Here is a 25,450-nt window from a genome sequence, read left to right as displayed (position 1 = left end):
AAACTTAAACCAAACGCTCTTTGGCAGCCTAATGGCTCAGCTCATAGCGTTTTACTATGAAAAGCAGCATAAATCCAAAGTAACAGTTGTGATTACTTAGCTAAAGGGAAGGATTGTAATTCTCGCCAACGTGATAATCGCCGATTCCAACGGGTAAAAATCATATCAGTAATAATCGCCAGCAAGGCAACCACCACAGCCCCCTGAATAACATAAGCCGTATTAAAACCACTTAGCCCAATAATTATTGGAGAACCCAAGGTTTTTGTGCCCACAGTGGAAGCAATAGCAGCAGTACCAATATTAATAATGACCGATGTCCGGATACCCGCAACAATCACTGGTGCAGCTAACGGCAACTCAACCCGGCATAAAATTTGCCAGGCACTCATTCCCACACCTTGTGCCACTTCACGGATATCTTGGGATACAGATTCAATACCGGTGATCGTTCCCTGTAAAATAGGTAATAAACCGTAGAGCACCAAAGCAATAATGGCCGGTTTCTCACTAAACCCCATTACTGGTACGGCGATAGCAAGCACGGCGACAGGTGGAAAAGTCTGCCCCATAGCAACAACCGTTTCTACTACCGATCTAAACTCTTTCCCGGCCGGACGCGTTACTGCAATACCCGCACTTACACCAATAAAAACGGCGATAATACTGGAAATTAGCACCAGTAATACATGGGAAACTACCAATGATAAAAATGTATCCTGAACATAAATGGGCCTATCAAGTTCAGGAAATAATACCGAGAATAAGTTATGCAAGGAGGTCATGCCAAAAACCAAACCTAGCAATAATAGCAATGCCCAGTAGAGAGGGTCTTTTAAAACGTGCAGTAGGCCGGATGTCACTCTAGACGTATGTTTTATCTGTTGGGCTTTGGTTGCAGCAGGTTTCATTCCCCCCCCTTAGCTGCATCCGCAATTAAATCCGCAAAATAAAGCACACCCAATGGTTGCCCATTCTCGTCGGTAACCAGCAATTTATCGGTCTTGCAAGACACAAACAAAGAGAGTGCCTCGCGCAGGCTGGTTGTACCCAATATTGATGGGCCAACCAACGTTTCACCGCGCCGGACACGTTGTGAAGCCAGCCCAAGGGATAACAACTTAATACCCAGATCACTGCGGCCAAAGAAATCGCGAACAAAATCATTAGCTGGCTGAGTTAGCATTTCAAGGGGCGTGCCTTGCTGTATCACCCTTCCCTCATCCATTAAAACTATGCGATCAGCCAGACTTAAAGCCTCATCAATATCGTGAGTAACCAGCACGATAGTCCGGCCAGACAATTGATGAATACGGGTGATTTCAAATTGCAATGCCGAGCGCGTTACGGGATCTAGCGCCCCAAATGGCTCATCCATTAACAGCACTTCAGGATCTGCCGCTAAAGCTCGCGCGACACCGACCCGCTGTTGTTGCCCACCAGAGAGTTGATGAGGGTAACGATGCCGGAATTGTTCTGGATCCAGGTGCAACAACTCCAGCAGCTCAGTAACCCGCAGACGGATACGCTCTTTAGGCCATTTCAGTAATTGTGGCACCGTGGCAATATTACGCTCCACCGTCCAGTGAGGGAACAGACCAATAGACTGGATGGCATAACCCATCCGCCGTCGTAAATCTTCAGGTTTATAGTTACGGATTTCCTCCCCAGCAAAATGAATCTTTCCTTCATCATGTTCAATAAGCCGATTAATCATTTTTAGTGTGGTCGACTTCCCTGACCCTGAAGTCCCAATCAATACAGTAAATTCTCCTTTCGCAATCTGTAGCGTAAGGTTGTCTACTGCTCGTTTACCGGCAAAATATTTACTTACTTGATGGAAATGAATCATCGATGTGAAGTATCCATAAAAATAACGATGAATTTAAATAGCGAATCAACGACTACCGCCATTATTATCACAGGTATCACACCCAACAGAACTAAATCCAATGCGCTGCTAAGTAGGCCTTGAAATACAATCGCGCCCAATCCACCCGCACCAATCAGTGCGGCTACCACGGCCAAGCCCACTGTTTGTACCGCAATAATGCGAATACCCGATAAGATAAGTGGCATAGCAATCGGGACTTGTACCCGAAAAAATAGCTGGCTGCGGGTCATCCCCATACCTCGGGCCGACTCTACAACGCTATCAGGTACAGCCTCTAACCCAGCAACCACATTGCGTACTAAGGGTAATAAAGCATAAAGCACTAATGCGACAATCGCCGGAGCCAACCCAATACCACTGATGCCGTGCTCTGCCAGCCACGGAATAACCGCTGCCAACCCGGCCAAAGGCGCAATTAACAGACCAAACAAGGCAATCGAGGGAATGGTTTGAATAATATTCAATGTTGAAAAAATAGCGCCTTGAAAACGAGGAGAGCGAAAACAAAATATACCGAGGGGGATGCCCAGACCGACAGCGGGTATCAAGGTTGTGAATAGGATCTGCAGGTGTTGCCATAATGCATCTTCAAACACATCTTGCCGATTAATATACTCTTTCATCAAAGACAAATGATCAAGTTGCCCAGTTGCCAGCAATATCACAACAGGAAGAGCCAGCAAAATATTAGCCAAACCGCGCCAAACTGGATTCACGATGACACGGGACATGCTATCAACAGCAATCAATATACTCAGCCCACTCATCAGCCAGAATCCGCCGTCGAGTGAAGTGCGCGCGAGGCTTTCTTCGCCGCCAGAAAATTGTGTTGCTGCTGTACCTGCCAGTAATAGCAGAGCAAAAAATAACGTTTCGGCGACTAAAACCGTAGACCAACACACCAACGCATTTTGTTTACAAAAAACAAAGGCAAACAACATCAGTATAGGAACTAAGCTCCACCAAACCGGCCCTGTTATTAATGAAAATAGGGAGACTCCCTGTCCTGAAATCAACCGATTAGGCGCATGGCTAATAAAAGAAAGTCCTATAGCAGATAAAACCAACAGAATAGTCAATGCTAGCAAAACCCTATTTTTTATAGCCATAAAAATCCATCTCCATGGCAAGTATGCTTTGTCATCATAATCTATTACTTTCTTATTTAATGCCGAGGTAAAAGAGATAGTAATAGCGATATCCCTACCCATCGTTATCCTTTAATGAAACCTTTCTCTTTCAGGTAATTGGCTGCGACTTTTTTCGCATCCTGCCCTTCAACTGAAATACGCGCATTCAGTTTTTGTAACGTTGGGCCGTCGAGTGTGGCAAATACGGGATTAAGTAAATCAGGTATGTTGGGATATTCCTTAAGAGTGGCTTCGCGGATTATCGGGGTTGGCGCGTAAATAGGCTGTACACCTTTAGTGTCTTCCAGCGTTTGTAGCCCCAAAGCAGCCACTGGGCCATCAGTACCATAAGCCATAGCACCATTAACACCTGAGGTTTGCTCTGCTGCAGCTTTTATTGTTACCGCAGTGTCACCGCCCGCCAATGATAACAATTGATCCTGATTTAATTTAAAACCATATGCTTGCTGAAAGGCAGGTAATGCATCAGGGCGTTCAATAAACTCGGCAGAAGCCGCTAATTTGAATTTTCCACCGGCGTTAATCCACCGGCCTAAATCATCTAGCGTTTTCAAATTATTCGCTTTTGCTAAGTCCTGACGAACCGCAATCGTCCAGGTATTATTTGCTGGGGCGGGAGAAAGCCAGACCAGCTTATTTTTCTCATAATCCAGTGCTTTTACTTTTTCATAACCCGCTTTGGCATCCCTCCAGGCGGGATCTTTTTCATCTGAGAAGAAAAAGGCCCCATTACCGGTATATTCAGGATAAATATCAATCTCGCCAGCTGTGATAGCACCGCGCACGACTTTGGTCGCACCCAACTGTGATTTATTTGTGGTTTTAATGCCATTGGCATCCAGAACTTGCACAATAATATTGCCCAACAAGGAGCCTTCAGTATCAATTTTTGAGCCAACACGAACGCTATCCGCCGCTTGAGATACACCACCAGATGCAGCCAGCATCACTGCGGACAACACAAAAATCCGGCTACGGCTTAAGGTTATTGCCATGTTTACCTCTATGTATATAAGGGTTAGAGAAAGTTAAATCGTTAATGTCTTAAAACACGCCTGTCAGTAAAGCAGCAACTCAACAACCATAACGAATCAGTAACCTTTTTAGATTTAGCCCAAAACAATAAAAATAACTAATTGATATTAAATATATTATTTACAATAGAGCTAATTAGCCAACCTATCAACTTTATAGATAAGCACATGATAGCTAAGTGTTTCAAAACAACTCAACTAACAACAGATGCTATTAAGATTACACAAGTTGCTGTATATAACAACAGTGCATTGTAGGTGCGCGCAAAAAGTTCATACATTTTACGGCTACAAATAACACCGTGGTTTTTTACACTAATTAGATATTAAGCCAGAGCACTGACTGCCATGGCAGTCATCTCATGCCCCTCTATCCCACAGAGGATAACTTTGACTATAGAAAACAAGATGAATTTCTATTTCTAAGGCGATAAAAACCAATGCTTCAAGTCGTAAAGTATAGCCGTTCATTACAAAGTATCCGCGGCGATGCGGCTCTTGAACACTATTTTTCAGATAAGTCTGCCGCGAACCATCACAAGTCGGGGCAGATAAATCATGATGAACCAGATATTAATTGAGGTTTAGAAATAGCAGATGCGATGCCCATACAGACATTATTCAATGATGAAGAGACTGCGCAGGGTAGCTAACAACCAAAACGCTGAAAACGGCTGAAATGCCATAGTTATCTACCCAATGGAGCACTAATTCAGCTAAAGCTGCCATGCCCAAGTGCGAGATAGCTGTTTTATCTGCACTCGTTGCTGCTTGCTAAGAAAAAAACAGCCTCGAGCGCGGCCGCGGTAATTAGATTCCGTATTAGCAGCCAGAATACGTAAAACTCATGCTTGGCATAATTTAGACAATACTGTTGAATAAAGCAGTTCACTAACTTAACGAGTTATCCCTATCAAAGAATTGACTATTTAAACCTCTCGCCAACATTGTTCTTGAGCTGAAACAGCGATAGCATCCAATACCTTCGAGACTTTCCAGCCTTCTTCAAAATCTGGCCACATGCGATCTCCTGCGGCAATTCCGTTAATTAAATCACGGATCTCGACCGTTTTTTGATCATTAAAGCCAATTCCGTGCCCTGCGCTCACACAAAAAGCAGCATAGTCAGGATGTTTAGGCCCGGTAAGTAGTGTTTTAAACCCTTGTCTGGACTGAGGATCATCATGGCAATAGAGCTGTAATTCCGCCATGCGCTCTTGAGAATAACTGATGGTACCTTTGGTGCCAGTGACCACATATGTCAGCCCCATTTTACGGCCACAAGCAATACGTGATGTCTCTATTGTTCCCATGGCTCCATTGGCAAAACGCACCAGTGCACTGGCCTGATCCTCATTTTCTACTGGACGTAATAATGAGGGGTTTTGCGGGTCAGGTCGTTGCTTTATGACTGTCTGCATATCGCCACACACATTAGTAATATCGCCAACTAAATAATGAGCCATATTTACAATATGTGCAGCTAAATCCCCTAATGCTCCTAGCCCTGCCTGCGCCTTAGTACAATGCCAATCTAATGGGGTTTGTGGGTCAGCCAGATAATCTTCATTGTGCGTTCCGTAAAAATGCACAACATCACCAATCTCTCCATTGGCAATAATTTCACGTGCCAACTGGCTTGTCGGGTTCTTCATATAATTGAACCCTACCAATGTTTTTACGCCTTTTGCTCTCGCGGCCTCAACCATTTCTTTAGCATCTGCGGCATTAAGAGCTAATGGTTTTTCTGAATAAACATGCTTACCATGACTAATAGCAGCAAGTGCCATTTCCTTATGTAAGAAGTTTGGCGCACATATATCCACTACATCAATATCTGGGTCAGCAACCAGTTCTCGCCAATTAGCAGTGAAACGGAAAAAACCAAATTCAGCAGCGCGTTGTTGAGCCAATTCTGGTGTGACTTCTGCCAGCATTTCTAATACTGGTCGCCCTTTTAAAGGAAAAACAGTCGCGACCTGCGCGTAAGCAATGGCATGACAACGGCCAATATAACCAGTACCAATAAGCCCAACTCGAACTTTTTGCATTCTATTCCCCTTGTCTGTTGAAGATAAAGTCCCAATTCAGAACCTTGCTGGTCAATAGTTATACGAAATAAAAATTTCATGCTCAAGTCATTATCAGAATGAAAATCTCTTTTTGCGAGGCGCTACGAATAATGTTGCTTGCTTGATGAAACTTGCATAGATGCAGTGTAAAACTAACTATTTACTTCACAAAACCAAAATACAATATTGAATTAATGAATCATTTTATTTTTTAATGAAACAAAATGAATCTTAAATTTCATAATTTGCGAAGCATTACGCATCACTGACAACTCTAGGTTTCAATGCGGTGATTTCGCTATATAGTGATTACCACGATGAAGCGCTCACGAAGCGGCCCCTTTATAATTTGGATAGGTAATTTGTTATGAACTCACCTTTTCTGGTAACACCACAATGGCTGGCAGCTCATATTAATGATGCCAATATCGTTATTCTGGATGCCAGAATGTCACCTCCGGGGTTGATACCGAAGAGGGATATTCGGGCTGAGTTTGAGCAAGGGCATATTCCCGGCGCGGTTTTCTTTGATATTGATGCAGTAGCAGACCACAGCACAAACTTACCTCATATGTTGCCATCCCCTGAGGTATTCAGTGAAATGGCAGGTCAATTAGGAGTGAATGAGCAGCAGACTATAGTCATTTATGATGACGGTAATTTATTTTCTGCGCCAAGGGTTTGGTGGACGTTCCGTACATTTGGTGCAAAAGATGTGCGCATATTGGCGGGTGGTATCAGTAGCTGGCAACAAGCCGGATTGGCGTTAGAAAGTGGGCCTGCAAGACCAACGCTACAAATTTTCAACACAACATTCGATGCGACTGCGGTCAAAAGTGTAGATCAAGTTTTAGCTTTGCTTGGCGACAGCGAAGTACAGATTTTAGACGCGCGCCCAATAGGTCGATTTAAAGCACAACAACCAGAGCCTCGACCTGGGCTGCGCTTGGGCCGAATCCCCGGCAGTATTAATATCCCTTGGGGGAGCATGGTCGAAAATGGCAATCTGAAATCACAACAAGCACTGACAAGTATTTTTATGGCCCAAGGTGTGGACTTAACCAAACCCATCATTACCAGTTGCGGCTCAGGGGTTACTGCCGCGGTGGTTGCTCTGGGGCTGGCGGCAGTAAATGCATCTTCAGTCTCTTTGTATGATGGCTCTTGGGCTGAATGGGGGGCATCTGAGTCACTGCCAATTGAAGACACTCAATTGCCATAAGATAACTTAAATAGCAACCAGCCCACGGACACTATCAAGCTCCATATCAGTGCCCTGTCCACGCTGGATAATTTTGCCTCGGGACATGACTAAATAGTTATCCGCCAGTTCTGCGGCAAAATCATAAAATTGCTCTACCAATAAGATAGCCATATCTCCCTGAGCTGCCAATTTCTTGATGACTAACCCTATTTCCTTAATCACAGAGGGTTGAATTCCCTCTGTTGGTTCATCAAGAATAAGCAAGCGAGGTTGGCAAGCCAGTGCTCGGCCAATCGCCAGTTGTTGTTGTTGCCCGCCGGATAAATCCCCCCCACGGCGATATCTCATTTCCTGTAAGACGGGAAAGAGTTGATAGATATGCTCAGGTACTGCTTTGCTACGTGAGCTGGGAAAACGCGAAAGCCCTAATAGAATATTCTCCTCGACCGTTAATCGGGGGAAAATCTCCCGCCCTTGTGGCACATAGGCAATCCCCGCGTTGACCCGCTGATGTGGTGATTGGCGGCTAATATTTTTACCTTCCCAATGGATGCTGCCATTTTTAACTGGCACTAATCCCATCAGGCATTTGAGCAAAGTGGTTTTACCGACGCCATTGCGGCCCAATAAACAGGTCACTTCCCCGACAGCGGCCTCAAATGACAAACCACGCAAAATATGGCTACCACCATAATATTGATTAATCTCATTAACTTGCAGCATATAATGCCCTCGAGTTGTCCAGATAGCCCTTTGTCACCAGATGTCCACTCCCGTCGTAATCCCTTAAAATTGGGTTAATTCAAAGTTTGGCCGACCCATAAGAGAAAAAACGGCGATGAGTTAGAGCGATTCAGCGCCCTAAATATACCTCGACCACTTGCTCATTAGCCTGTACTTCTGCTAATGAACCTTCGGCCAAAACCTGCCCCTGATGCAACACCGTGACATGGTCAGCAATGGTTTCAACAAACCCCATATCGTGCTCCACCACCATTAATGAATGTTTGCCCGCCAATTGATTAAACAACTCGGCGGTATAAGCTGTTTCAGCGTCGGTCATACCTGCTGCTGGCTCATCCAAGAGTAATAAATGCGGGTCTTGCACCAGCAACATGCCGATTTCAAGAAACTGCTTTTGGCCGTGAGATAACAAACCTGCCATTCGCTGTCGCATATCACTTAAGCGCAGCATGGCCAGTGTTTCATCAATTTTATCCCGTTGTTCAGTATTCAATTTGGCGTGCAAACTGGCCCAAACTGTTTTGGTGTTTTTTTGTGCTAACTCAAGATTTTCAAAGACGCTTAACGCCTCAAATACTGTTGGTTTTTGGAATTTCCGCCCGATACCGGCTTTAGCAATTTCAATCGTATTCATCATTGAGAGATCATGGCGTTGGTCATATATCATCTTGCCGCTCTGTGGGCGCGTTTTACCGGTTATCACGTCCATCAATGTTGTTTTACCCGCCCCATTCGGGCCAATAATACAACGCAGCTCGCCAACACCAATTTGCAATGAAAGATTTCGCAATGCATGAAAACCATCAAAACTGACGTTAATATTTTCCAGAATCAGTACTGGGTCTCGCTGTTGGCGATACTTGTCGGCCGCATGCTGCACCGTACCCGGCTCTGCTTCAATTATCTCGGGATAAACCAGTTGCTCTGTAATTTGGAATCGGCTCATTTATCTTTCCCTCGCCGCAATAACCCGATAACACCATTAGGCAAGAATAAGGTAACCAGAATAAAGATTAGGCCGAGGAAAAATTGCCAGTATTCCGGCATTGCCATGGTGAACCAACTTTTTGCACCATTAACAATTCCCGCCCCCAATACTGGGCCAATCAAGGTACCACGCCCACCAAGTGCTACCCAGATTGCGGCTTCAATAGAGTTAGTTGGGGACATTTCACTGGGATTGATAATTCCAACCTGTGGCACATACAATGCGCCAGCCAAAGCACAAAGTACCGCAGAGAGTGTCCAGACAAACAGTTTGAAACCTTTGGGATCGTAACCACAAAAAGTCAGGCGATTTTCAGCATCCCGCACAGCAGTTAATACTCGGCCAAATTTGGTTCGCGCTAATGCAAACCCCAGAGCCAAACTGGCAATTAACAGTATCAAAGTGGCAAGAAATAGAGCGATTCGGGTCGATGTCGCTGATACCGAAAACCCTAATAACGTGGTAAAACCCGTAAAACCATTGTTACCACCAAAGCCGGTTTCGTTGCGAAAAAACAACAACATTCCCGCATAGGTGAGCGCTTGAGTCATGATCGAGAAATAGACGCCTTTTATTTTGGAGCGAAAAGCAAAGTAACCAAAAATAAAAGCCAGCAAACCGGGTACCAACACAATCAAACACAAGGCCCAAACAAAATATTGGCTACCACTCCAAAACCACGGCAACTCTCCCCATGACAAGAAAGACATAAATGCGGGCAAACCATCACCCGCCGCCTGGCGCATCAAGTACATACCCATGGCATAACCACCAAGAGCAAAAAATAAACCATGCCCAAGTGACAGTAATCCGGCATAACCCCAGACCAAATCCAGCGCAATGGCGACCACCGCGTAGCACAAGATTTTACCAATAAGTGTTAAGGTATATGTTGAGATTGCCAATGGATTATCTGCTGGCAGTAAGGCCAAAAAAGGCAGAATAATCAGCAAAATAACCACCACAATCCCGAGTGACAGGCTAAGAGTGGGAGCTTTTTGTGTCAAAGTTAATGCTAAAGGTTGATTCATTAGTCACTCACCCTGCCCTTAAGGGCAAACAGACCCTGCGGCCGTTTTTGAATAAACAAAATGATCAGCACTAAAATCAATATCTTACCTAGCACTGCCCCCATCTGTGGTTCCAGTATTTTATTCAGCATACCCAGCCCCAGAGCTGCAACGACACTGCCAGCTAATTGCCCAACGCCCCCCAGCACCACAACTAAGAAGGAGTCGATGATATATCCCTGCCCTAATTCCGGGCCGACATTTCCCAGTTGCGACAGTGCAACGCCCCCCAATCCGGCAATACCGGAACCCAGTCCAAAAGCCAGCATATCGACCCGGCCTGTCGCGACCCCGCAACAAGCAGCCATTGCACGGTTTTGTGTTACTGCACGCACCTGCAAACCAAGGCGGGTTTTATTCAGCAGCAACCAAGTGAGCAGTAACACAATTACGACGAAAGCAATGACCGCGATGCGATTCCAAGGTAAAACCAAATTCGGTAAAATTTGTATTCCACCGGACAACCATGCCGGATTGGCAACCTCCAGATTTTGTGCACCAAAAATCATCCGCACACTTTGAATTAGCATTAGGCTAATGCCCCAAGTGGCCAACAATGTTTCTAATGGGCGGCCATACAGATACCGAATCACGGTTCGCTCTAAAATCATGCCAATTCCAGCGGTAATAAAGAATGCGACAGGTAAAGCGATTAATGGATAGAGTGCCAGCCAGTGCGGAGCAACATGTTGCAATAAGGTTTGGACTAAATAAGCGGAGTAAGCACCCAACATCAGCATTTCGCCGTGAGCCATATTAATGACCCCCAATAAACCATAAGTAATGGCTAATCCCAGCGCCGCCAATAATAAGATAGAGCCTAAAGATAACCCGCTAAATACCTGTCCGATGATATCTCCTATCATCAGCCGATTTTGTACTTGTTTTAAGCTATTGGCTGCGACAGCACGGACGTGTTCATCAGGTTCAAACTTGGGATCAGTTAAGTTTTGCAGCCGCGACTGAGTCTGTGGCGAGCCAGATTGCCCCAAGAGTTGCACCGCATTTAGCCGTACTTGCGGGTTATTGTCGGTGAGTTGTAAATTAGCCAGCGCAATGCTCAGTGCCTCTTTGACTTTACTGTCAGTCTCTAATTTAAGGCGCTGATTAAGTAATGGTAATTGATCACTATGCGCCTGCTGCTGTAATTCCAAAGCTGCTTGCAAACGTAGCGCGCTATCATCACTCACTAAGCGTTGGGCTGCCAATGCATTAGCGATGAGAATACGTAGTCGGTTGTTTAGCCATATTTTCTTTGGTGGATCAACAGGCTGTAGCTGACCTTCTATTGGGGTGAAAATTTGATTATTTTGGGTAAAAACCTGCCCTGCACTATCTATCACCAACGTTTCTTGTTTTAGTGCTTGTAATAATGGCAGCCGGCTGGCATCGGGTGCCGTCGCCCAATGCTGTAATATAATGGCTTGTTGTGAACGATTGGCAGCAGCAAAATCATGAGCTGGCCCGGCGGTTGCACAGGTCGAGATACCCAGTAACAAACCCATTATCAGTCTAAGTGAATACTGGGCTGCACTACCCCAAATAATATTTAATGATTTCATAGGCCCACTCATCACTGATATCAGATAAAAGGGCTCCGAGGCTAGCGAGTGCTAACTTCGGAGAACCGCCACTACTGGGTGCTTTTCACTGGATGATCCGGCTTTTTATCATTTCCTGCGATGAATGGGCTCCACGGCTGTGCCCGAATTGGAGCATCTGTTTGCCACACCACGTTGAACTGCCCATCCGCCTCTATCTCGCCAATCATCACTGGTTTATGTAAATGATGATTGGTCTTGTCCATAGTTAGAGTAAAACCTGATGGTGCCGGGTATGTTTGCCCGGCCATCGCGGCGCGAACTTTATCCACGTCAGTTGATTGGGCTTTTTCTACAGCCTGAGCCCACATATGCATACCGACCCACGTCGCTTCCATCGGATCATTGGTGACGGCGGTATCCGCATTGGGTAATTTTTTGTCTTTGGCATAAGCTTTCCATTGCTCAACAAACTTCTTATTTGTTGGGTTATCCACCGATTGGAAGTAATTCCAGGCGGCCAGATTCCCCACCAATGGTTTGGTATCAATACCGCGTAACTCTTCCTCTCCCACAGAGAAAGCAATTACTGGCACATCAGTGGCTTTAATACCTTGATTAGCTAACTCTTTGTAGAAAGGGACATTCGAATCACCGTTAATGGTGGAAATAACGGCGGTTTTACCATCGGCAGAAAATTTCTTAATATTGCTAACAATAGTTTGGTAATCGCTATAACCGAATGGGGTATAAACTTCCTCAATATCTTTATCTTGTATACCTTTACTATGCAGGAAGGCCCGCAGAATTTTATTAGTGGTACGTGGATAAACATAATCTGTACCCAACAAAATAAAACGTTTTGCCGCGCCACCATCTTCACTTAATAAGTATTCCACCGCGGGGATGGCCTGTTGGTTTGGTGCGGCACCGGTATAGAATACATTCGGCGACATTTCTTCCCCTTCGTATTGCACCGGATAAAATAATAAACCATTTAACTCTTCAAATACCGGCAATACTGATTTACGAGATACTGACGTCCAGGCACCAAAAACCACTGCGACTTTATCTTGTGTTAATAACTGCCGTGCTTTCTCAGCAAATAGCGGCCAGTTGGATGCCGGATCAACAATAACCGGCTCGAGTTGTTTACCCAATACACCGCCATGAGCATTAATATCATCAATGCTCATTAGGGCCATATCTTTCAATGGTGTTTCAGAGATAGCCATAGTGCCGGACAACGAATGCAAAATACCCACTTTAATGGTATCTGCCGCCAGTGTGCCAAAAGCCACACCCATACTGATAACCGATATTGAAAGTGAAAAAATCTTAATTAAGTTACGATGTTGCATAGCGTTAACCTCTGGTCGTTGAGTAAAACACACAAGATTGAGTTACTCTGCGCAAACGCCATGCCAATTTTATATCTTAATAATTTAATTGAAGATTATAGGTATTAAGCTCAAATTTCCTAATATATAACTGAATTACCCGCACCATTAATGTGCAATATGCGAGCACTAACAGTGCAATATTAGAGAAGAATGAGATTAACGATGAAAAAACGAAAATGTATTAATGCAGCACGAGATAGATATCACCTCGTCACATAACAAAAAACAGGAATCGCTTATCGCTATTCCTGTTTTCCATTCAAGATTTATATCTTTTTTTGTATTAATGTTATCTGTGTTACTTTTTAGGGCCACGAATACGTAATGTCAAACCCTTCAGGAAATAGCGCAACACTTGGTCACCACAAGGGCGGAAGTTTTTGCTTCCTTCTTTACGGAACAAAGCATTCAGCTCAGGTTTGGATACTGGGAATTCAACAGCGTTGAAAACATCGTGCATATCGGTGTCTTTTAACTCAAACGCCACACGGAGTTTTTTGAGCACGATATTGTTGGTAATGACTGGCTCTACCGCAGGTGCTGGGAACTTGTCATCTTTACCGCGTCTAAAGAAAATCAGGCCATTCAGGAAATGTGCCATCACCAGATCAGGACAATCCTGATAACCGGCTTCGTCTTCTTTTTTAAGAAAATTAACGACATCCGCATTGTTCACATCAAAATCAGCCAGCTTAATAATTTCTGTTATCTTAGTATCGTTTACGTTAAGCATATAGCGAACACTACGGAGCACATCGTTGTTGATCATATTACTGCCCTATTCCTATTATGTAGATTAGACGTGTGCGAATATCGCAAGAAAAACAAAATGCTTCTTTAACGCCTAGCGGGCAGTATTGTATAGATCAACGCCAGTTTTCTCAATGTAAATCTGTTTGGGAACAAAAGTACGTGATATGAAAAAATACAAATAAAATGTGTAATATAGTTGTTCTAAATATTACCTTGGAAATTGTAATTAATAATTATAAATACAATATAACCATTATTGAAAATAACAAGCTAAAGAATGCTAAAACAATTAAAACCACTTGCCTTACTTAATAAATTCTTCAGGGTAGTAATTAATAATCTCTCAGCATAAAGTGAGAAATTAATACAACTGATAATTCAATACGATAATTAGCATTCCTTAACCATACCAAAAACAGACCTCAACTATATTTTTTCGGTAAAAGCCATTTTGCGCAGTGCTTATACCGCAACCAAATAATTAACCACAGTGAAATTAACACAATACCAGCCCAAGTAATGTCTTCCCGATGGGTGGCTTTTTTATGTAAGAAAGGTGACAAAAAATAGTCACCTTTCTTTTGTTTTGATAAGTACGCATTCTGATGAATATCTACTTTGTTGAGTAATGCTTATTTCCAGACCAATATCTATTTAAATCATGGCAATAAACACCTTAATTGCATCTAACTTCTTAATTTCCGATAGACAAGTAGTACAACAATAGAACCGATGACGGCGACAACAAAGCTACCCAGGTTAAACCCATCAACCTTGCCCATACCAAAGAAGGTGCTGATATAGCCACCAACCAGTGCGCCCACCACACCGAGAATAACGGTCATAATAAAACCGCCACCATCCTCTCCTGGCATAATCCATTTAGCCAAAATACCCGCAATAAGACCAAAAATAATCCAAGATAGTATGCCCATAAAACCCCCATAACATTAACTGTCACTGATCACAGCCACTTTCTATTCTACTTTTACCTTAACATACTGCAGGTCAAGCAAAAATGGCGGTTTCAACAATACTGGTTAACAATCTCTATCATTATTAAGTTAAGACCCGAATAACAAAATCTGCAAATCAAGTCGGAAATATTCAGCATAAATTAGATAACAGGCTCTCGTGGCGCAAAAATATGATTCACACCCTGCAGCTGAAGTTTTTGCAGTAAGTCATGTCCACCATTTGGCACGCCATGAGCCACTTCTCTTTCACTGGCAAAAATGGGGCTAGCCCAATATATATTGACTGGGTCACCTTGCTGGCGAGGCAATATTAGATGATCAGCACCGGCATAAAGCTCTGATGACAAAATATAGCCTTCATATCCTTGAGGAGCGACTGCCGACTCCAACGTATGGCCTTCCCCCAACCAGGTTATTTTGCTCCAGGGCACATGGGCAAATCCTGCCAATGCACTCGCCATATGAATAGCATTGTCCTCATTAACATATTGGCTATCAATCGCTATAGCCATTTCAAGACGCCGGTATTTAGCCGCATCATCATTGAATAATATTTCCACCCACGGTTGAGGACGGATACTGACACCTAGTGTCAGAAAATAATATATTCCGTCCTTCTCATGCTGCGAGATAGCCATTGGTGGCCACTTCCCTTGGTCTATTGCATAATACTTCACAGCTGGGCCAAATTGCTGTTCATAGCATTGAATATATTCAGCTTGTAATGCAGGCCAAGGATTACCTTCCTCTTGTTGCCAAGCACGCCAGAATTGGCGTGTATTCTGTGCTTGAGCATATTGAGTATTCGTGGAAGCTGAACCTAAAGGTAAAGTCAGCGGGTTGTCTTTAATACAACTGGCCGAGTAACAAACTGAGTGATCAATATATAGACTCCAGCCTGGGATAATTGCCAGCAGTTGTCCTTGATACCATAATGCTGCACCGTCATCACTTTCTGACCAAACTACCTGAATAAATTGCGCATCAAGTTCAGCCTCACCGGCTACATTACGGCAAAACTCTGCTGCTAATAACGGTGCTAACCCTTGTTCAAGAGCCGCATTATCAGTTGATTGTGGTGCCGCCATCAGATTTCTCACCCAGCAAGCGCGCACGGGAAAACGTTCTTCAAATGCCTCTTGCGGATATATATAGAAATACACGACCCGCTGGTCTTGCTGTACTACAGCCACTAATGTCTGGTTTTCATTACTGACTTCGGCCAGTACTTCAGATTCTTTCATATCGCCTCAGCTATTTCGGCAAAAAATGCGCTACTCAAATATGATGATAGTGTAAAACGACTTATCCCTTTAAATCATCAGCAAAAGTCTCAAAAATCCTTTGTATTACTATGACTACCTGGATTATGTGTTTTTATAATTGATTCAATACCTTCCCATGGAGATTGCTTCGACTGATGAAATATACTCTGAATATTAATAGCTAACAGTTGATAGTCTGCCGCCCACTTTCACGCTAAAATAAACTATTAATCTCGTAGAATTGAAGGTTCACATGGCATATATACCAAAGAATTACGCCCGTCTGGAAAGTGGTTACAGAGAAAAAGCACTAAAGATTTTTCCGTGGGTGTGCGGTAAATGTTCGCGGGAATTCGTATATTCAAATTTACGAGAATTAACAGTGCATCATATCGACCACGATCATAGCAATAATCCCGAAGATGGCAGCAATTGGGAGATGTTATGCCTTTTTTGTCATGATCACGAACACTCAAAATATACTGAAGCAGACCTTTATGGTTCGACGGTCATTGCCGGTGATGATGCACAAAATGATCAAGGGGTCGCTACCCATAATCCATTTGCCAATTTAAAATCTCTGATGAAAAAGTAGCTCTATTTGGCCGTTGTTGTTATAAGTCGCCAACTTGTTGTTATAGCGGCTAATATGACATTCATCAACGGCATAATTATCAGAAGCCGAGCAACTGCCGGTAAGAACGATTTTCTTGTTGTTCTGGCAGTAAACTGAGTTTGCCCGCTAAATCCTGGCATTCAGCCTTAAGGCTATCAAGCGCTGTTACATCATCGGTCATGATGGCTATTTCAGCAAAATCCCCAAGTCCCGCTAAGCTATCCACGGTAACGTGAAATTTGCCGACAAAATAAATACTACGTTTTTTTTCCACCGTAAATGCCAATTTATAGCCTAAAGTGGCCAACATACTTTGTACTTTGTTGATATCTTCTATTTTACTGGCTTCACATCGCTCCGTTCCCGGCCCTTTGACTATCCATAAACGAATACCGGATGGTTGCATTTCCCGTAAAACCATACTGATCTGTTTAGCTGCCAACTCACCGCTATTGGCTTCTAAATAGATATCTTTTTCATGATTATTAATGGTAAATGGCTGTGCTTGATGAATTGCTAACTGCTCATGTAATTGAGAGATGTTTGATACATGAAACTTTAACTCAACCTCATATTTACCAACAAAATGCTCACTCATCAAATACCTTACTAATCCGTGTAATTATTACACCAGATCCTATACTTCATTATGAAATATTCAAAATTATTATCGACATAATAGTTGGAACACCCATCTCATTGCACCGGATATCTTTCTGATTTAATCATTAGTGTTAGTAATGTTTAAACTTGATGACAGTGCAGATTTGGCCCCATTGATAGCGGAATAACGTGAGGCTGCTCACAAAACAAACGATTTATCATGAAAGCCTGGCCCCCCTCATGTTTACTTCATTGCACCAAAATAGCTGTTTCATAGCGTCCTGGACACAGGTGTAGAACCTAACACCAAAAAGTAAATGCCATAGAGGGAACCACATTAATGAATCAACTCAGTGATGAAAAAAAGCAAACTTTGCTAACTCAGTTGCAAAATATTGTGGGGGCGCGCTACATACTAACCGGCGAACGGCAAACCGAACGCTATCGTACCGGCTTTCGTTCAGGGGCGGGGTCAGCCCTGGCAGTCGTGTTCCCGTCTACATTATTACAGCAATGGCAATTGCTACATGCCTGTGTGGCTGCTGATACTATTGTAATCATGCAAGCGGCAAATACCGGACTAACCGAGGGGTCAACCCCTAGTGGTAATGATTATGACCGGCCGATTGTTATATTGAATACTTTACGCCTCAATCAAATTCAATTATTAAATGATGGTAAGCAAGTTATTGGTTTTCCTGGCAGTACTCTGAATCAACTGGAAAAACGTTTAAAACCTTATGACCGAGAACCCCATTCAGTTATTGGTTCTTCATGTATTGGTGCATCCGTTATCGGTGGTATTTGTAATAATTCGGGAGGGTCTTTGGTTCGGCGAGGCCCAGCGTATACCGAAATGGCATTGTTCGCGCAAATTGATGCACAAGGGGAATTACGACTTATCAATCATTTGGGCATCAATTTAGGCGATACACCAGAAGAAATTTTACAACGTTTGGAGCAGGGTAAATATAGTGCCAGTGATATCGAACAAGGTAGACAACAAGCCTCTGATAATGAATATGCTACCAGAGTAAGAGATATTGATGCGCCAACACCCTCTCGTTTTAATGCTGATCCAAGGCGTCTATTTGAAGCCTCCGGTTGTGCAGGTAAGCTCGCGGTATTTGCCGTTCGGCTAGATACTTTTCCCTGTGAAAAACAGCAGCAAGTCTTTTATATCGGTACCAATCAACCTCAGGTATTAACTCAATTACGTCGTGCGATTTTACGTGACTTCAAACATTTACCGGTGGCCGGTGAATACATGCATCGCGATATTTTTGATATTGCTGAAGTATATGGCAAAGATACATTTGTAATGATAAACAGCATGGGTACAAATAACATGCCGCGCTTCTTTACCTTAAAAGGAAAAATTGATGCTCGCTTGGGTAAAGTTCCATTTCTCATTGACCATTTAACTGATCGGATAATGCAAGGTTTTAGTCAGATTCTACCCAATCATTTACCTAAAAGACTGAAAACTTATCGCGATAAATATGAGCATCATTTGATGCTAAAAATGTCTGGAGAAGGAATTGAGGAAGCACAGCAATTCTTGAAAGATTTTTTTGCCACTGCGGAGGGTAATTTTATTGTCTGTACTGCTGATGAAGGTAAAAAAGCATTTTTACACCGCTTTGCCGCAGCAGGTGCCGCTGTTCGTTATCACGCAGTCCATGCTGACAAAGTCGAAGATATCCTGCCGTTGGATATTGCCCTGCGGCGCAATGAAGAACAGTGGTTTGAGACTTTACCTGCCGAAATAAACCAATGCCTGGTTGCCAAACTCTATTACGGCCATTTTCTATGCCACGTTTTTCATCAAGATTATATCGTGAAGAAAGGTGTCGATACGCACGCTCTAAAAGAGAAAATGTTAGCACTGCTAAATGATAAAGGGGCGGAGTACCCGGCTGAACATAATGTCGGGCACCTCTACATTGCCAAACCCGCATTGAAGGCGTTTTATCAACAAATAGACCCAACCAACAGCTTTAATCCTGGCATTGGTAAAACGTCAAAACACAAGAATTGGCAGAAAGAATAACTCGACCAGACATAAGATTATCAGTATCTAATAATCTAGGTATTATCCGAATTCCGACCGCATACCTTCTGATCTCAGTCAGACAAACTATAGTCATAGTCTGACACCAACCAAGGTTGGCACGACGGGGAAACGTCGATTTTTGGGCACTGATACGAGGAAGAGGAAATGAAAATAATACTGTGGATTATTGCGATAATCTTTATCGTCGGGCTGCTCACTATTACGGGTGTTTTTAAATTAATTTTTTAAAATTTTCAATACGATAGAGTAGCAGCCAAATGTTATAAGTCAGTGCAGAATTTGCCGGGGGGGTGCAAATTCTGCATTTTAATTACTGTATTTATTCTGATACCTGAGCTAAACGCCCTTGAACATCTTTTTGCTGACGATAACTTTTAGCCGCACCAGGAATTGGCGCAGCTTTACCCGTCTCTATCCAACTGCGCAGGCGATTTGCATCAGCGAAATGCGTATATTTTCCAAAAGCATCCAAAACGACCAATGCCACTGGCCGATTACCAATAACCGTTCGCATTGCCAGGCAATGTCCTGCTTGATTGGTAAAGCCGGTTTTAGTTAACTGAATATTCCATTTATCGTTATAAACTAAATGGTTAGTATTGCGAAATGGCAAGGTGTAATTTGGCTCACGGAAAGTGGCCATTTTCTCTGTTGTGGTACTCAACTGGCCAATCAGCGGATATTGTTTGGTTGCCACCAATAACTTGGTCAGATCACGGGCCGTTGAAACATTCTCAATCGACAAGCCGGTTGGCTCGACATAGCGAGTTTTAGTCATCCCCAATGATTTAGCCTTCGCATTCATAGCTTTAATAAATGCGTTATATCCACCTGGGTAGTGATGAGCCAAACTGGCTGCCGCGCGGTTTTCCGATGACATCAGTGCCAACAACAGCATATCTTTGCGGCTGATCTCACTATTTACCCGTACCCGTGAAAATACGCCTTTCATTTCTTTAGTTTGATGAATATCGACTGAGATAATCTCATCGAGGGGTAATTTAGCATCCAATACCACCATTGCCGTCATCAGTTTGGTGATTGAGGCGATCGGCACTACTTCATCCGCATTATTGGCGTATATAACCTTGTTGGTTTGTAAATCAATCACCATAGCACTACCCGACGCCAACTCCAGAGGCGCTTTCCCTTTAACTTCAGCTCCCCCACCACTGGCCGTAGCGAAAGAAACCACACCGATACTGGTAGATAAAAGCAAGAAACTTAGTAGCGCAAAACGGATTTTCACATGCATGTTCATCAGCTTAAATAGGTTGTCAGGAGCAATTGTGGTTGATCTGCCGCATTATAAGTTACAGTAATACACTGCGCACCACTCATTTTTAAAATGATTGTTACAAAGATTAAAGCTGCCTAGTTGCTGTTCAGCGGTAAACACTTATTGAGAAAAGCGAGTTTGATTAAATAAAAGTGGCTTTTTGAAAGATAGCTTTTGCCGATAAAATAATCAATATTGTTATTACAGATGGATTTATGTGGTGATAACTCAATGCGGGTAAAATTATAAGTTGTCATGCTGGCAAGCCCAATGGTTCTAAACAGAGAACTAATAATTGGAAAAAAAACACCTATCAGATTAATTATTACTCTATAATTACCCACATAAATTTTCAGATAAAACCAATTTACAGGTATTTATATGGGACCAACAATTTTTGGCATTATCTTCGGAGTATTTCTAATCGCCGCTGGTTTAGCGGATATTCATGATGAAAACCTTGCGTCACTGACTTTTTGGGTTGATGCATTACTCATTCTTGTCGGGGCGGTTTTCCTCTTAGGTCTTGCTAAGTTTATCGGCCGTAAAAGAAATAAGCCGTGATACTTATTAAGTAAAGGCGCTTAAAGCGCCTTTACTTATCGACTTTATACCAAATCAGTCATCACTAACTGTGCTATTTCAAAGTAAATAATCAGACCGGTACCATCAATAAAAGTGGCAATAAAGGGAGCAGAAACCACGGCAGGGTCTACGGACATCCGCTTTAGTAACATTGGTATAATAGAAGAAACAATCGCGCTCCACACGGTGATAGCGACCACAGTTAAACTCACCACAATGGTGACCTCCATCCCTACCCCCAAGAACCAGGCTCGGATCCAGGCCGCTATACCAATGGTTGTTGCCACCATCAGGGAAGTAGAAACCTCCTTACGTAATACCGCACCGATATTCCGTAGGCTAACTTCTCCCAGGGCCATAGCTCGCACCAGAGTAGAAGTAATTTGCGTGCCACTGTTGCCACCCGTACCAATTAATAGTGGGATAAAAAATGCCAGTGCAATTGCGGCTTCCAGTTGTTCCTCAAATGCTTTTAATACTGTGCCGGTATAAGCCTCTGCAACAAAGAGCATTAATAACCAAATGACCCGTTTACGCCATAATGTCACCGGGCTGGTTTGTAAATAAGGCTCATCTAGTGGCAAGCTGGCCCCTTGTCGTTGGGCATCCTCTGTATTTTCATCTTCAATTAATTCAGCAATATCTTGAGCCCGTAATATTCCCATTAACTTACCTTGGTTTAGTACAGGAACAATATCCAAACCACTTTTTGCCAATAGGTTTGCAGCTTCATGGCGATCTTGATCTGGGGATACGGAGAAATAACTTTGGTTAATAATCTGAAAAACTTTTATATCTTGCTGCTCTTCTGTCAATAATTTCTTAACAGAAAGTAACCCAAGTAAATGTTGATTATTATTCGTTACCAACAATTGTGTCGGTATTTCATTATCAGAGATATTTTGCAAGAAATAGGCTTTCGCCTCAGTAACTGACATATCAGCCGATACCGTGATATAGGCATCGCTCATATAAGCGCCTAAGGTAGATTCCTTATCTTCGCCTGGATTGAATTGGCTTTGCTGTTGCAATGCTAAATCGAAATGTGAACTCATAAATGACCCTATTGCTGTTATTAATTAACTCAACAGTCCTCACATAGGGGCGTAACCAGATTAGAGAGTGCTCTATGGCTATCTCCGTGTCTAAGTTTTAGCACTATACAACGTATCTGATTTCTCAGAAGTTACTTTGGGTTATACCTTAATCCGATATAACCTGTCCTAACCTTGGGCGTCTCTGGACGTCGTCAGATCAGTAACCTGTGTTTGTATAGGAGCCTCGCCTAACGAGATACTGCATTTAAAATGCGTGCACACTATAAATGCGATACTTAAATTAAATCAAAAAAATAATCATTCTTGTTTAATATATATTTAGGGTTGGGATTTTTATGTCTCATATAAACAACAGTGAATTCACACTCGTAAAATCGCCACTGCGATATCTTTCGAGGTTTTTAATCCGCGAATTTCACTAAATAAATCAGTCGCTTCGGAATATTCTTTGCGCAAATATCCTAGCCACTGTTTGATGCGCGCAACATGGTATAAACCTGTATCCCCTTGTTTTTCTAATTGCACATATTTTTGCAACAGCTTTACCACTTCGGGCCACGGCATGCGCGGTTCGTTATATTTTACCACTCGACTTAGATTGGGCACATTCAGCGCCCCACGCCCCAGCATCAGTGCATCACAGCCGGTTACTTTCATACACTCCTGAGCGCTGGCGTAATCCCAAATTTCACCATTAGCAATCACCGGAATACTAAGGCGCTGGCGGATTTCGCCTATTGCCTGCCAGTTAATGCGTTCAGCTTGATAACCATCTTCTTTGGTACGGCCATGTACCGCCAGCTCAGTGGCACCGGCCTGCTGTACTGCATCCGCAATTTCAAATTGGCGGTCGCCAGAATCCCAACCTAAACGAATTTTTACTGTGACGGGCAAATGGGCCGGCACCGCTGCCCGCATGGCTTTAGCCCCTTGATAAATCAGCTCAGGATCTTTGAGCAAGGTAGCGCCCCCCCCACTGCCATTAACCAGTTTGGAGGGGCAGCCGCAGTTTAAATCTACGCCGTAAGACCCAAGTTCTACCGCGCGCGCAGCATTTTCCGCCAGCCATTGAGGGTATTGGCCTAATAATTGGATACGCACTAATGTGCCAGACTGGGTGCGGCTTTGATGATGTAATTCAGGACATAGCCGATAGAAGGATTTGGCGGGTAATAGCTGATCGACCACCCGTAAGAATTCGGTGATACAAAGGTCATAATCATTGACTTCACTGAGGAGTTCGCGCACCAGTGAGTCTAATACCCCTTCCATCGGTGCCAGTATTACTCGCATGCTAATTTATCCTGCCCCTTGTTCCACACCATGATACCCACCGCCCTGTGGCGAAAAACGCCGCCCAGTATAACTTTAAAAAAGACCGGCAATGATACGGGCGAACCCGGCGTTAAGACAAGGAATAACCCGCCATGAGATTAATTCAGATGAAAAAAAACCGCTTCCAAAGAAGCGGTTTCATCAGCCGAATAGTTTTTCGCTTATTCGCCCGGTTTGCTGCTACGACCACGTGACGACGGGCCTGCCGGACGGCGTTGGCCATCAGCCTGGCTGCGTGGACGACTGGTGCGGCTATCACCGCGACCGGCACCACCGCCATTTTGTGGGCGGCCAGCGCTGCTACCACGGCCCATTCCAGGACGTTGTGCACCACGCCCCTGACGACCATTTTGAATCGGATCCGCTTTAATGCTTGGGTCCGGCTCATAGCCATCCAGCGCGATACGTGGAATTTCACGTTTTAATAAACGTTCAATATCACGCAGCAGTTTATGTTCATCAACACAAACTAAAGAAATCGCTTCACCGGTACGTTCTGCACGGCCGGTACGGCCAATACGGTGCACGTAATCTTCCGGAACGTTTGGCAATTCATAGTTAACCACATGCGGTAACTGATCGATATCCAGACCACGAGCGGCGATATCTGTCGCCACCAAGACCCGGATTTTACCGTCTTTAAAATCAGCCAATGCACGAGTACGCGCACCCTGGCTTTTATTACCATGAATTGCCGCAGCAGTAATGCCGTCTTTATTCAATTGCTCAGCTAAATGGTTAGCGCCGTGCTTGGTGCGGTTAAACACCAAGACTTGCTGCCAGTTACCTTCGCCAATCATCTGAGACAGCAACTCGCGTTTGCGGTTTTTATCTACAAAATGAACACTTTGCGCAATTTGCTCAGAAGCGGTATTGCGGCGCGCAACTTCAACCGAAGCCGGGTTGTTCAGCAGTTTGCTGGCTAACCCTTTAATTTCATCCGAGAAAGTCGCGGAGAACAGCAGGTTTTGGCGGCGGGCTGGCAGTTTTGCCAAGACACGGCGGATATCGTGAATAAAGCCCATATCCAGCATGCGGTCGGCTTCGTCCAATACTAAAATCTCAATCTTGGACAGGTCAACTGCATTCTGATGTTCCAGATCCAGTAAACGGCCAGGGGTTGCGACCAGAATATCAACACCACCACGCAATTTCATCATCTGTGGGTTAATGCTAACACCACCAAATACCACCAGCGAACGCAGCTTCAGGTATTTGCTGTAACTCTGCACGTTTTCGTCAATCTGCGCAGCCAGTTCGCGGGTTGGCGTCAAAATCAGCGCACGAACCGGACGACGGCCTTTAATTGGCTGTTGGTTCTGACTTAGAAGTTGCAACAGCGGCAAGGTAAAACCAGCAGTTTTACCGGTACCGGTTTGCGCACTGGCCATTAAATCACGGCCTTCCAGTACCACAGGGATTGCCTGACGCTGAATTGGCGTCGGCACTTCATAGCCCTGCTCTTCAACAGCGCGCAGGATGTCGGCGTTTAAGCCGAGAGAATCAAATGACATATTACGAGAAGCTCCAGATCTTCCCAATCCTGGCGATAACGTCAGGTGCAGTTTCAAGGGAAGATTATCAGACGAGGCATGAATTGAGGCATTACCACGAGGATTGGCACAAACTGCAGTGCACCATTGCGGCTGATTATAGCAGATGTTTAGCAAGAAAAGGGATATTTACACGTTTCTTAGGATTTTTATTAGCGTAATCATCAAGAAAATTGATTTATTGCAGGCACTAACCTTGCTTCTGATAACAAACATACAGTTTCTACCGCCCCTGACTTTACAGATCT

General features: G+C 43.8%; 23 protein-coding genes and 1 riboswitch. Of the genes, 5 read left to right on the top strand and 18 right to left on the bottom strand.

The genetic code is table 11. From position 1 onward, the window contains the following. Positions 1 to 92 precede the first annotated feature (92 nt). From YROHD0001_RS14595 to YROHD0001_RS14615, 5 genes are all read right to left on the bottom strand, one after another. Positions 93 to 911, bottom strand: a complete 819-nt coding sequence (locus tag YROHD0001_RS14595; protein WP_042542341.1) for an ABC transporter permease — start codon at positions 909 to 911, stop codon at positions 93 to 95. Further along, positions 908 to 1,852 carry an ABC transporter ATP-binding protein gene (locus YROHD0001_RS14600; protein ID WP_032816098.1) on the bottom strand — a complete coding sequence of 315 codons (945 nt, stop codon included), beginning with the start codon at positions 1,850 to 1,852 and terminating at the stop codon, positions 908 to 910. The genes YROHD0001_RS14595 and YROHD0001_RS14600 overlap by 4 nt, the downstream gene beginning before the upstream one ends. Further along, the gene (locus YROHD0001_RS14605; protein WP_032816188.1) at positions 1,849 to 3,003 is read right to left on the bottom strand and encodes an ABC transporter permease; all 1,155 of its coding nucleotides are present in this window, start codon (positions 3,001 to 3,003) and stop codon (positions 1,849 to 1,851) included. Before YROHD0001_RS14605 ends, YROHD0001_RS14600 begins: the two co-directional genes overlap by 4 nt. A gap of 104 nt (positions 3,004 to 3,107) precedes the next feature. Then, complete coding sequence (gene osmF / locus YROHD0001_RS14610) at positions 3,108 to 4,040, bottom strand: glycine betaine ABC transporter substrate-binding protein OsmF (RefSeq protein WP_004713433.1); 933 nt, start codon at positions 4,038 to 4,040, stop codon at positions 3,108 to 3,110. Positions 4,041 to 5,008: 968 nt separating this feature from the next. Then, positions 5,009 to 6,130, bottom strand: coding sequence for a Gfo/Idh/MocA family protein (locus tag YROHD0001_RS14615; protein WP_004713430.1), 1,122 nt, complete (start codon positions 6,128 to 6,130; stop codon positions 5,009 to 5,011). A 388-nt stretch (positions 6,131 to 6,518) separates the two neighbouring features. Between YROHD0001_RS14615 and sseA the strand changes: the two genes are divergently transcribed. Further along, on the top strand, positions 6,519 to 7,373 hold the full coding sequence (gene sseA / locus YROHD0001_RS14620) for a 3-mercaptopyruvate sulfurtransferase (RefSeq protein WP_004713429.1): 855 nt from the start codon (positions 6,519 to 6,521) through the stop codon (positions 7,371 to 7,373). A 6-nt stretch (positions 7,374 to 7,379) separates the two neighbouring features. On the opposite strand, the gene urtE is transcribed toward sseA, so the two are convergent. From urtE to YROHD0001_RS14655, 8 genes are all read right to left on the bottom strand, one after another. After that, the gene (gene urtE, locus YROHD0001_RS14625) at positions 7,380 to 8,078 is read right to left on the bottom strand and encodes an urea ABC transporter ATP-binding subunit UrtE (RefSeq protein ID WP_004713428.1); all 699 of its coding nucleotides are present in this window, start codon (positions 8,076 to 8,078) and stop codon (positions 7,380 to 7,382) included. A gap of 130 nt (positions 8,079 to 8,208) precedes the next feature. Next, positions 8,209 to 9,045 carry an urea ABC transporter ATP-binding protein UrtD gene (urtD, locus tag YROHD0001_RS14630; protein WP_042542340.1) on the bottom strand — a complete coding sequence of 279 codons (837 nt, stop codon included), beginning with the start codon at positions 9,043 to 9,045 and terminating at the stop codon, positions 8,209 to 8,211. After that, positions 9,042 to 10,118: an urea ABC transporter permease subunit UrtC gene (gene urtC, locus YROHD0001_RS0117300; RefSeq protein WP_032816097.1), complete on the bottom strand. Its 1,077-nt coding sequence runs from the start codon at positions 10,116 to 10,118 to the stop codon at positions 9,042 to 9,044. The genes urtD and urtC overlap by 4 nt, the downstream gene beginning before the upstream one ends. Then, positions 10,118 to 11,719, bottom strand: coding sequence for an urea ABC transporter permease subunit UrtB (gene urtB, locus YROHD0001_RS14635; RefSeq protein ID WP_032816095.1), 1,602 nt, complete (start codon positions 11,717 to 11,719; stop codon positions 10,118 to 10,120). The genes urtC and urtB overlap by 1 nt, the downstream gene beginning before the upstream one ends. Positions 11,720 to 11,790: 71 nt before the next feature. Further along, entirely contained in the window at positions 11,791 to 13,059 is a 1,269-nt protein-coding gene (urtA, locus tag YROHD0001_RS14640; protein WP_004713425.1) for an urea ABC transporter substrate-binding protein, read from the bottom strand. A gap of 340 nt (positions 13,060 to 13,399) precedes the next feature. Continuing rightward, positions 13,400 to 13,870 (bottom strand): YehS family protein, encoded by a 471-nt coding sequence (locus YROHD0001_RS14645; protein WP_004713424.1) that lies wholly within the window; start codon positions 13,868 to 13,870, stop codon positions 13,400 to 13,402. A gap of 670 nt (positions 13,871 to 14,540) precedes the next feature. Next, positions 14,541 to 14,789, bottom strand: coding sequence for a GlsB/YeaQ/YmgE family stress response membrane protein (locus YROHD0001_RS14650; protein WP_004713423.1), 249 nt, complete (start codon positions 14,787 to 14,789; stop codon positions 14,541 to 14,543). A 182-nt stretch (positions 14,790 to 14,971) separates the two neighbouring features. Further along, complete coding sequence (locus YROHD0001_RS14655; RefSeq protein WP_004713422.1) at positions 14,972 to 16,075, bottom strand: suppressor of fused domain protein; 1,104 nt, start codon at positions 16,073 to 16,075, stop codon at positions 14,972 to 14,974. A gap of 274 nt (positions 16,076 to 16,349) precedes the next feature. On the opposite strand from YROHD0001_RS14655, the gene yajD reads away from it, so the two are divergent. After that, a complete protein-coding gene (yajD, locus tag YROHD0001_RS0117295; RefSeq protein ID WP_005158894.1) occupies positions 16,350 to 16,691 on the top strand; it encodes an HNH nuclease YajD in 342 nt (113 codons plus the stop codon). Positions 16,692 to 16,770: 79 nt separating this feature from the next. Here the strand turns inward: yajD and cyaB are convergent, their stop codons facing one another. After that, the gene (gene cyaB, locus YROHD0001_RS14660; RefSeq protein WP_004713420.1) at positions 16,771 to 17,310 is read right to left on the bottom strand and encodes a class IV adenylate cyclase; all 540 of its coding nucleotides are present in this window, start codon (positions 17,308 to 17,310) and stop codon (positions 16,771 to 16,773) included. 345 nt (positions 17,311 to 17,655) lie between these two features. Between cyaB and dld the strand changes: the two genes are divergently transcribed. Both dld and YROHD0001_RS21025 read left to right on the top strand, forming a co-directional pair. Further along, positions 17,656 to 19,368: a D-lactate dehydrogenase gene (gene dld / locus YROHD0001_RS14665; protein WP_004713419.1), complete on the top strand. Its 1,713-nt coding sequence runs from the start codon at positions 17,656 to 17,658 to the stop codon at positions 19,366 to 19,368. 168 nt (positions 19,369 to 19,536) lie between these two features. After that, complete coding sequence (locus YROHD0001_RS21025; protein ID WP_017346848.1) at positions 19,537 to 19,620, top strand: small membrane protein YohP; 84 nt, start codon at positions 19,537 to 19,539, stop codon at positions 19,618 to 19,620. A 91-nt stretch (positions 19,621 to 19,711) separates the two neighbouring features. Here YROHD0001_RS21025 and pbpG read toward each other — a convergent pair whose 3' ends face one another. After that, positions 19,712 to 20,647 (bottom strand): D-alanyl-D-alanine endopeptidase, encoded by a 936-nt coding sequence (gene pbpG, locus YROHD0001_RS14670; RefSeq protein ID WP_004713418.1) that lies wholly within the window; start codon positions 20,645 to 20,647, stop codon positions 19,712 to 19,714. A 405-nt stretch (positions 20,648 to 21,052) separates the two neighbouring features. Here pbpG and YROHD0001_RS0117290 point away from each other — a divergent pair, with 405 nt between their 5' ends. Continuing rightward, positions 21,053 to 21,235 carry a hypothetical protein gene (locus YROHD0001_RS0117290; protein WP_032816093.1) on the top strand — a complete coding sequence of 61 codons (183 nt, stop codon included), beginning with the start codon at positions 21,053 to 21,055 and terminating at the stop codon, positions 21,233 to 21,235. Between the two features lie 44 nt (positions 21,236 to 21,279). Here the strand turns inward: YROHD0001_RS0117290 and mgtE are convergent, their stop codons facing one another. The 3 genes from mgtE to rhlE form a co-directional block, all read right to left on the bottom strand. Continuing rightward, positions 21,280 to 22,311, bottom strand: coding sequence for a magnesium transporter (gene mgtE / locus YROHD0001_RS14675; RefSeq protein WP_004713416.1), 1,032 nt, complete (start codon positions 22,309 to 22,311; stop codon positions 21,280 to 21,282). Between the two features lie 75 nt (positions 22,312 to 22,386). Next, a riboswitch (M-box (ykoK) riboswitch) is annotated at positions 22,387 to 22,556 on the bottom strand. A gap of 118 nt (positions 22,557 to 22,674) precedes the next feature. Continuing rightward, the gene (dusC, locus tag YROHD0001_RS14680) at positions 22,675 to 23,607 is read right to left on the bottom strand and encodes a tRNA dihydrouridine(16) synthase DusC (protein WP_004713415.1); all 933 of its coding nucleotides are present in this window, start codon (positions 23,605 to 23,607) and stop codon (positions 22,675 to 22,677) included. Between the two features lie 203 nt (positions 23,608 to 23,810). After that, a complete protein-coding gene (gene rhlE / locus YROHD0001_RS14685; protein WP_004713414.1) occupies positions 23,811 to 25,163 on the bottom strand; it encodes an ATP-dependent RNA helicase RhlE in 1,353 nt (450 codons plus the stop codon). Positions 25,164 to 25,450: the final 287 nt, after the last annotated feature.

The organism is Yersinia rohdei ATCC 43380, from assembly GCF_000173775.1.
In the GTDB taxonomy this organism is placed as follows: Bacteria; Pseudomonadota; Gammaproteobacteria; order Enterobacterales; family Enterobacteriaceae; genus Yersinia; species Yersinia rohdei.
Note: the sequence above shows the minus strand (reverse complement) of the source record. Positions and strands in the feature narration are given on the sequence as shown.